The 6,784-nt window shown below is 63.5% G+C and carries 5 protein-coding genes; 2 read left to right on the plus strand and 3 right to left on the minus strand.

Annotated features, from left to right (window positions below; translation table 11 throughout):
- Nucleotides 1-23 precede the first annotated feature (23 nt).
- The gene (htpG, locus tag HPC46_RS29655; RefSeq protein WP_179475697.1) at nt 24-1,949 is read left to right on the plus strand and encodes a molecular chaperone HtpG; all 1,926 of its coding nucleotides are present in this window, start codon (nt 24-26) and stop codon (nt 1,947-1,949) included.
- 10 nt (nt 1,950-1,959) lie between these two features.
- Here the strand turns inward: htpG and HPC46_RS29660 are convergent, their stop codons facing one another.
- From HPC46_RS29660 to HPC46_RS29670, 3 genes are all read right to left on the minus strand, one after another.
- The gene (locus HPC46_RS29660) at nt 1,960-2,421 is read right to left on the minus strand and encodes an LppA family lipoprotein (RefSeq protein ID WP_179475698.1); all 462 of its coding nucleotides are present in this window, start codon (nt 2,419-2,421) and stop codon (nt 1,960-1,962) included.
- A 74-nt stretch (nt 2,422-2,495) separates the two neighbouring features.
- Complete coding sequence (locus HPC46_RS29665) at nt 2,496-4,331, minus strand: alpha/beta hydrolase (protein ID WP_233716860.1); 1,836 nt, start codon at nt 4,329-4,331, stop codon at nt 2,496-2,498.
- 390 nt (nt 4,332-4,721) lie between these two features.
- Nucleotides 4,722-6,029, minus strand: a complete 1,308-nt coding sequence (locus HPC46_RS29670; protein WP_179475699.1) for a cytochrome P450 — start codon at nt 6,027-6,029, stop codon at nt 4,722-4,724.
- A gap of 140 nt (nt 6,030-6,169) precedes the next feature.
- On the opposite strand from HPC46_RS29670, the gene HPC46_RS29675 reads away from it, so the two are divergent.
- Nucleotides 6,170-6,718 (plus strand): TetR/AcrR family transcriptional regulator, encoded by a 549-nt coding sequence (locus HPC46_RS29675; RefSeq protein ID WP_325096834.1) that lies wholly within the window; start codon nt 6,170-6,172, stop codon nt 6,716-6,718.
- Nucleotides 6,719-6,784: the final 66 nt, after the last annotated feature.

Genomic DNA, 6,784 nt, shown 5'->3' on the forward strand with positions numbered 1-6,784 from the left:
TCGTCATGTCGAACGGATTCACCATGGCCGAACATGTAGAGCAGCTGGAGTTCCAGGCCGAAGCCCGCCAGTTGCTGGACCTGATGGTTCACTCCGTCTACTCCAACAAAGACTCCTTCCTACGCGAGCTGATCTCCAACGCCTCCGATGCGCTGGACAAGTTGCGCCTCGAAGCGTTCCGCAACAAGGACCTCGACGTCGACACCTCCGATCTGCACATCGAGATCGACATCGACAAGGCTGCCCGCACGCTGACCATCCGTGACAACGGGATCGGGATGACCCGCGACGAGGTGGTGGGGCTGATCGGCACCCTGGCCAAGTCCGGCACCGCTGAACTGCGCCAGCAGTTGCGCGAAGCGCAGAACGCCGCTGCGTCCGAGGAGCTGATCGGCCAGTTCGGGATCGGCTTCTACTCGTCGTTCATGGTGGCCGACAAGGTCACCCTGGTGACGCGCAAGGCGGGCGAGAGTTCGGCGACCCGCTGGGAGTCCAGCGGCGAGGGCACCTACACCGTGGCCGACGTCGACGACGCCCCGCAGGGCACGTCGGTCACCTTGCACCTCAAACCCGAGGATGCCGAGGACGAGCTGCACGACTACACCGCGGAATGGAAGATCCGGGCACTGGTCAAGCAGTACTCCGACTTCATCTCCTGGCCCATCCGGATGCAGGTCGAGCGACGCAGCCCGGCCGCCGAGGAGGGCGGCGAGGAGCAGGTCACCATCGAGACCGAAACCGTGAACTCGATGAAGGCCCTGTGGGCGCGCCCCAAAGACGAAGTGTCCCATGAGGAATACGTCGAGTTCTACAAGCACATCGCGCACGCCTGGGACGACCCGTTGGAAGTCATCCCGATGAAGGCGGAGGGCAATTTCGAATACCAGGCCCTGTTGTTCATCCCGTCGCACGCACCGTTCGACCTGTTCAACGCCGACGCCCGGATCGGTGTGCAGCTGTACGTGCGGCGGGTGTTCATCATGGCCGACTGTGAGGACCTGCTGCCGCCGTACCTGCGGTTCGTCAAGGGTGTCGTCGACGCGGCGGACATGTCGCTCAACGTTTCTCGCGAGATCCTGCAGCAGGACCGGCAGATCAAGGCGATCCGCCGCCGGCTCACCAAGAAGGTGCTCTCGACGATCGCCGAAATGCAGAAAGACCGGCCAGACGAGTACCGCACGTTCTGGAGTCAGTTCGGCAGGGTGGTCAAGGAGGGTCTGCTCTCCGACGCCGACAACAAGGACACGCTGCTGGCGGTGTCCTCGTTCGCCTCGACGCACAGCGACGAGGAGCCCACCACGCTGGCCGAGTACGTCGCGCGGATGAAGGACGGTCAGGACCAGATCTTCTATGCCACCGGCGAATCGCGTCAGCAGCTGCTGAGTTCGCCGCATCTGGAGGCGTTCAAGGCCAAGGGTTACGAGGTGCTGCTCCTCACCGAGCCGGTCGACGAAGTCTGGGTCGATATGGTGCCCGAGTTCGACGGCAAGCGGCTGCAGTCGGTGGCCAAGGGTGAGGTGGACCTCGATCCCGCAAAGGACCAGAGTGAGGCCGAACGGTCACAGCTTCAGCAGGAGTTCGGTGGTCTGCTGGAATGGCTGCAAGAGACGCTCTCTGATCACGTCAAAGAGGTGCGGTTGTCGACCCGGCTCACGGAGTCGCCGGCCTGTCTGGTCACCGACAGCTTGGGGATCACGCCGGCTCTCGCGCGAATGTTGCAGGCCTCCGGGCAGACGGTGCCGATGGAGAAACGCATCCTCGAACTCAACCCCGCCAATCCGCTGATCGCCGGGTTGCGTGACGCGTTCTCCTCGCGTGGTGGTGACGCCGGGCTGGCCGAGACGGCTGAACTGCTCTACGGCACAGCACTTCTGGCCGAGGGCGGCACGCTCGCCGATCCGGCCAGGTTCGCCGGACTGCTGGCCGACCGGTTGACGCGTTCGCTCTAGAAGGTTGGCGTTACGTCAGCCGGCACCCGGTGTAGGCGGACACGACCATGTTGCCTTTGTACGAGAACTTGAGGAAGGCACCGCCCGGGCCGCTGAACCAGACATCGTGCTTGCCCGGTTCGTCCTGCATGACCTTGATGTCAGTGGCGCCGACGGCAGTCGCCGCGGTCGTCGCGACGCCGAGCAGTGCGGTCCAATCCTGCTCGGAGACCGGCACGTTTTCGGCGATCCGGTTCGGCAGATAGGCCGACTTACCGCCGCTCTGCTCGTAGGGCGCAGGGCAGCTGCCCGAGTCGGCGTTGTCGGCCGTCGTCCAGACGATGCCCGGTAGGCGTTGCGTTGCCGCGGAGGTGATCTTGGTGATCGCCTCCTCGAACTGCACTCTGGTCGCGTCGAAGGACGGCAGCGACTTCAGTTCATCGAGGGCCTGGGTCGCCGCTGTAGAAGGTGTTGGGGCGTAGGGCTTTTCCACGTGACATCCTGTCGTCGCAAGGAGGAGGACGAGAACCATGACGAGCGTTGATCGGAGCCTCATAGGTCTGCTTTCTACTTCTGCCGGACGGCGTCGCCGCTGAGCCCGGCGATGACGGCGGCGATGTTGTAGTTGGTCGTGCGCGGGGTGCCGTCGTCACCGAAGCGCGGGTAGTCGCTATGGCCATGTGCAGCACCAAGATTCATCGTTCCGCTACCGTCGGGCACGGTGGTGGCACCGGTTTCCAGGTGCACGAAGTTCGGGTTGGTCGCCGGATTCGGCCCGAATTGCCCGGCGCCGGAGGCATCCAGGGTGCGCATGATCGATTCGCCGAATCCCCGTAACGGGGGTGGCAGCGTCTCGACCGCGACGTGCGCCCACGGTGGCAGATCATAGACTTTTTGGATGGGATCATCCGGCGTCTCCATCGTGAAGACGTGACCGGGCTGCAGCCCGAGTTCGCTAGGCGTGGTGGCCTCGATGCCGGGTGAGCCGTAGAAGATCGCATCACTGACGCCGTGACTACCGGGTTCCTGCAGAGCCAGGCCGGTGGTCAGCGACCCGTAGGAGTGGCCGACTGCGGTGAGGTGCACCGGGCCGCCTTCATGCGCGGCGGTGATGCCGTCATAGAACTTCGACAGATCGGCCGCCCCTGCCCGAGCGACCGTGTCATGGCTGACCTCCCAGCCGCCCTCCGCCGATCCCTTGAGGTCGTCGAAACCGGGTACCTGCGGCGCGTCGTAGCCGATCCACGCGATCGTCGACACGGTGTCGCCTTCGTGGCCCGGCACGTTCTGCAACTGCCGCAGGGCTTCCTGCCGCAACTGCCGGGCCTCGTTGGTCATCCCGTCGATGGCCCCGTGGACCGTCGTGTTGAGGCCGGGTGTGGTGACCGAAACATGGTCAGCCGTATCGGGATTCCCGATCGCGATCGCTGCGCGGGCTTGGTCTCCGCTGGTTGTGTCGAGCAGCATCAGCTTGCGGTCGGGGCCGTCGTTGATCGCTTTGTCGACGGCCCGCAGATCGGGCAGATACTTGGCGCGGCCGAGCGCGTCGTTGAGTTGGCGCTGCCAGGCTTCGTATTTGAGCCGATTGTCGAAGATCGCGCCGGGCTTGTTGGGTGCGGGGATGTTCTGTCCTGCCGCCCAATCCGGATGCTGCGCGCGCAGCGCGTCGGCCTCTGATGCCGCCGCCTGCGACGTCGCCAACTGGTCAGCCAGGTTGAGCTTGTTGTAGTAGTCGGCAGCGGGATGCTGATCGTCGCCGGCAGGCATCCCCGGATGATTGCCGATGTTGTGGTCTTGGCTGTAGAGGTAGTCCTTCTGTTCCTTGGACAGGCTTCGCCAGTAGTCGGCGAACTGTGTCGGGTCGTCGGGCGGCGGTCGGTCCGGTATCTGGGGGTGCGGACCCGTCGACGGGATCGGCGTCTTACCGCCGGCCATGTTGATCGCGTTGGCCAGCGCCACGTCGACGAGGTTGGCGTCGGCCACGATCTTGTCCAGCCGGGGTTGCAGCTGCATCTCTTTGAGTTCGGCTTCCATCGGGTTGCGTACCGATGGGCCCGGCACCACGGTGCCCGCGACGGGATCGATCTCCATGCCCAGTGATTGGGCGTCTGCCTTCAACGTCGCGAGTTCGGCCTTGATGCGTTCGATCTCGTCGGCGGCGTGGCGGGCCGCGTTGGCCACGGCCTGTGCCTCATTGCCGTGGGCATCGAGATCCTTGCGGGTCTGGCCGATCGCATCCTTGGCGGCTTCGGCTGCTTCACCGCCCCACGTCGCGAACGCGGGCAGCGTCGCCAGGCCGTCCGCGGCGTCCTTGGCGGCCTGGGCACGGCTGATCGCGGCGTGGAACACCTCACGCACATCTCCGGCGTTCCAGCGCTCGATGTCGAGAACGGTCAGAGTCATGCCGACGTGACTCGAAGCGACATCTCGTCCCCCTTCAGACCTGCTGGCTTATGGATACCAGCAAAGGGCGCGGGGGCGCCAGTGGCGACAAGCGTGTACCAGCATGAAGCGGCCTCCGAAGAAATCTCCTGTTCCCGGATTAGTAGCGCTGAGCCTGTTCAGTAGATCCCAAGGCCGCGGAGGAAGTGGTGCACGGGCTAAACCGCGGTTCGTGACTCGTCGCAGAACGGTCCGCATCGAACAATTCGACGGGCCCCTGATCGATGTCATGACAACGAAGATCATCGCCATCAACCGTCTGGCGGCCCCCATACACTCGCGGGGGTAGGGCCTTGCCATGGGGACATCCTTCCAACCTGCCCACGCCGGACAAGCCAACTCAGATGCCACCTATCCGTGCAGCAGTCCCTCCGAGTCCGTTCGAGGCGTGTAGTCCAGATGCAGTTCGGTCAAGCCGCGCAAGATCCACAGCGGAACATAGTTGAATTGCCGTGCGCCGGAGGGGCCGTGCGCGGCATCGCTGATCTGAATGTCGCCGAGGCGGTTCAACAGACGCTCGATACTGACCCGCGCTTCGATACGAGCCAGGGGCCCGCCGGGACAACTGTGCACACCACGGCCGAACGAAATATTCTGTCGCGCATTGGCTCTGTCGGGCTGGAATTGTGACGGGCATTCAAAATGAAGCGGATCGCGGTTGGCGGCTCCTAGCAATAACATCACCGTGGTACCGGCGGCCACATCGACTCCACCGAGGTTTGTGGCCACACGAGTCAGCCGAAAGTCGCTCTTGATCGGTCCTTCGTAACGGAGCACTTCCTCGACGAAGTTGGGAATCAGCTGGCGGTTGTCGCGCAGTGTGGCCTGCAGGTCGGGCCGCTCGGCCAGAACGTGCAGCGCGCTCGACAGCAGTCTGGCGGTAGTTTCATGGCCGGCTAGGAACAGAAACGTCGCTAGCCGAACGACTGCGGCGACGGGCGGCAACGATCCGTCTGGGAAGCCGGTGGTCGCCAGTCTCGTCAGAATGTCGTCGCGCGGGTCTGCGCGGCGATCCTCGATGTAGCCCGTGAACCATGTGTCGAGGTAGGACAGCGGGTTCATATCGATCGTGCCATCCTCACCAGGCACGGCCCAAGGCTGATCGGCGGTCGGCCCGCCCCCCGCGAGCAGTGCACGGAACATGTCATGGTCCTCGGCAGGGACGCCGAGCAGGTCGGCAATGACCAGCAACGGGAACGGTGTGCCGTAACTGTTCAGGAATTCGCAGTGGCCGTCCTCGATGAACTCGTCGATGAGCTGATCGGAAAGCTCCCACATGAATGCTTCGTTGTCCTGCAGCCGTTTCGGAGTGAACAAGCCGCTGAGCAGGCTGCGATGCGCCGCATGTTCGGGCGGGTCGAACGCGATCAGATGTTCGCTCATCGGAAACTGATCGCGATGCGCATCGATGTCTGCCGAGATGTCGAGACCGTCAGAGGAGAACGGTAGCGGGAAGGGACCCAACGAGGAGTTGACCGACGAGAAGGTACGGGTATCCCGGTACACAGCGGCCACTTCGTCATAACCGGTCACCGCGATGACACCACTGCGCGGATCGCGCCACACCGGACACTGCTCACGCAGGAATTCGTAGTAGGGATACGGATCTGCGACGACAGACGGGTCGGTGAAGAAGTCGAGTTGGGCAAAATCCGCCATGGCCGAGGACCCTTTCCGCCGCTTGGCCGCCTGCCTGAGCGGCGTGCGTTAAAATTAACAAACCATACAATGAGTGTAAAGGGCGTCAAGCCATGGGGCGGACAACCAACGCGGGACGGGCCGCAACGCGGACAAGGATCTTGGAGGCCACCGCCTCCGCGTTAGGCCGCTTCGGGCACAGTAAGCTGAACCTGTCCGACGTTGCCGCCCAAGCGGGCATCTCGCGGCCCACGTTGTACACATTCTTCGCCTCCAAAGACGAGCTGCTCGACGCCTTCAATACCTACGAACTCGAGCTCCTGAGCGCCGAAATAGCCCAAGCTACAGATGGTTTGACCGGCCAGGCGCGCCTCGACGCCGCGCTCGCCGTCATGGTGGATATCCACCAATCGCAGCGCTTGCGCAGAATGGTCGATGTCGAACCGCACCAAGTGCTGACTCAGATGTCCCGGGCGCTCCCGGTAATGTTCGAGCTCTTCCTACCTGCGTTTCAGGGTGCTGTCACTGACCCGGAGATAGCCACCACCGCCGCGGTGCGCATCGGCATCTCGCACTACTTGGTTCCATCACACGACGACGGTCAACTCCTGGCCCAGCTTCGCTTGGCGACCTATGGGTCGATCATTGCGGTTGCGTCCAGCAGAGTGGTGTACGAGTCGGACCTGATCAGCGGTACCGGCGTGTCGTAGCCGGATGAATGAAGGTCATCGCGTGATTCTTCGAGAGACCCGCGAAAGTCACTCGAGCAAAGGAAT

The organism is Mycolicibacterium vinylchloridicum (assembly GCF_013404075.1).
Lineage (GTDB): Bacteria > Actinomycetota > Actinomycetes > Mycobacteriales > Mycobacteriaceae > Mycobacterium > Mycobacterium vinylchloridicum.

Excerpts from the sequence above, each read along its gene's own strand:
- htpG (WP_179475697.1), top strand. The coding sequence starts at position 24 with ATGGCCGAACATGTAGAGCAGCTGGAGTTCCAGGCCGAAGCCCGCCAG.
- HPC46_RS29665 (WP_233716860.1), bottom strand. The coding sequence starts at position 4,331 with ATGACTCTGACCGTTCTCGACATCGAGCGCTGGAACGCCGGAGATGTG.
- HPC46_RS29670 (WP_179475699.1), bottom strand. The coding sequence starts at position 6,029 with ATGGCGGATTTTGCCCAACTCGACTTCTTCACCGACCCGTCTGTCGTC.